Annotated in this window: 2 protein-coding genes; one reads left to right on the forward strand and one right to left on the reverse strand. The window is 28.0% G+C overall.

The features are described 5' to 3' along the window. Positions 1 to 326 precede the first annotated feature (326 nt). Entirely contained in the window at positions 327 to 704 is a 378-nt protein-coding gene (locus ACJDU8_RS25380) for a PH domain-containing protein (protein ID WP_406794970.1), read from the reverse strand. Between the two features lie 183 nt (positions 705 to 887). On the opposite strand from ACJDU8_RS25380, the gene ACJDU8_RS25385 reads away from it, so the two are divergent. Continuing rightward, complete coding sequence (locus ACJDU8_RS25385) at positions 888 to 1,727, forward strand: DNA adenine methylase (RefSeq protein WP_406794971.1); 840 nt, start codon at positions 888 to 890, stop codon at positions 1,725 to 1,727. The last annotated feature ends 119 nt before the right edge of the window (positions 1,728 to 1,846 follow it).

Below are 1,846 nucleotides of genomic sequence, written 5' to 3' on the forward strand. Positions count from 1 at the left end.
CGTCATTTAGGCGCTGGAAGTATTACGCCCTTATAGGGCTGAGCAAGCCACCTCTTTTAGGGGTGGTCATGACTAAAGTTAAAGTAGATATTTAGGTAAGTCAAAATTGTATTCAAAAAATTTCTACATTAAAGTAAAATTGTGAATGATGTATGCCAGTCAACTTATTTAGCGATTTATGAGTATAATTACTAAGCAGTCTATATCTTTTAATCTTATCTCCAATGCTTAGATGTGTATAGCATGAAACTTTCTAATAGAAAGATTATAAAACATAATTTCACAGGGGCATTTCTCATAAATAGATAAATACCTCTGTGAAAAATTTATTTTAATACATATTCGGCTAGTACACTTTGAAGCTCATATATATTTAAACTTTTATTAAATTGTTTTTGTATAGGCAGTTGAGTTCCTGATATCCAAATTTTTAGTTCTGCATCTAAATCAAAATTTCCTGCTGTTTCTATGCTGAAGTGAGTGATGCTTTTATATGGAATTGAATGATATTCTGTCTTTTTTCCAGTAACTCCTTGTTTGTCCACTAATATTAGTCTTTTATTTGTAAAAATGAACATGTCACGAATTAATTTGTATGCCTTTTCAACACTTTCAGAAGAGGTCAATATATTAGCAAAGTCTCTTTGTATATGATCAATATTTACTTCAGAAGCATTTCCCATTATACCATTAAATAGTCCCATTTAATTTTCCTCCAAATTAATTATAATATTATGATTAAGATAATTATATAAATCATTTAAGTAATCGTCAAATAGTTAGCTAAAGTTAAACTAAATAATGAACTGGATTTCACGGCATAAATAATAATGTTTTGAAATTTTGATTGGATAATTGTAAAATGAATTTAAAAAATAGGTGATTAAATGAAAAGTAAATTGGTTCAACCTTTTGTAAAATGGGCTGGTGGCAAACGTCAATTAATTAAAGAAATAAATAAATATATACCTAAGGGTAATTATAAGTATTATGAACCATTTGTAGGAGGAGGAGCTATTTTTTTTGATTTACAACCTAAAAAGGCAGTTATAAATGATTATAATTTCGAATTAATAAATACATATAATGTTATAAGAGACAAAGTGGAGGAATTAATTCAGTATTTAGAAACATATCCTAATAAGGAAGAATATTATTATAAAATGAGAGAGTTTGATAGAAAAGAAGAATATAAATGCTGGTCTGATGTTAAAAAGGCAAGTAGATTTATATACTTAAATAAAACGTGTTACAATGGATTATATAGGGTAAATCAAGCAGGATATTTTAACACTCCCTTTGGGCGATATAAAAATCCTAAGATTGTTAATGATAAAGTGTTAAGGGCAGTAAGCAAATTCTTAAATGAAAATGATATTATAATAAAATCTGGCGACTATAGAGAATCCTTAAAAGGAATAAGAAAAAATTCATTTATATATTTTGATCCACCCTATGATCCTGTAAGTCATAGTTCAAATTTTACAGGATATACTACAGAGGGGTTCGGAAGAGAAGAGCAAATAAGATTAAAGGGAATGTGTGATAAGCTAAATAAAAAAGGAATAAAATTTCTTTTATCAAATAGTAACACGGAATTTATTAGAAACTTGTATAATGAGTATGAAATTGAAATAGTAAATGCTGCCAGGTCAATTAATAGTGATGCATCTAGAAGAGGAGAAATTGAAGAAGTGCTAGTAAGAAATTATAATATAGGTGAGTAATATAAAGATATAAGCATCTGTTACTTAAGGTGCTTATTTTTGTTTTTATTTTAGAATACCACAGGTTTTACCTGTGGTTCCGGAAAGCTTATAGCTATGAGTAGGAAAAAGAAAAACTC

Origin of the sequence: Candidatus Clostridium eludens, assembly GCF_045310515.1 — a bacterium.
In the GTDB taxonomy this organism is placed as follows: domain Bacteria; phylum Bacillota; class Clostridia; order Clostridiales; family Clostridiaceae; genus Clostridium_B; species Clostridium_B eludens.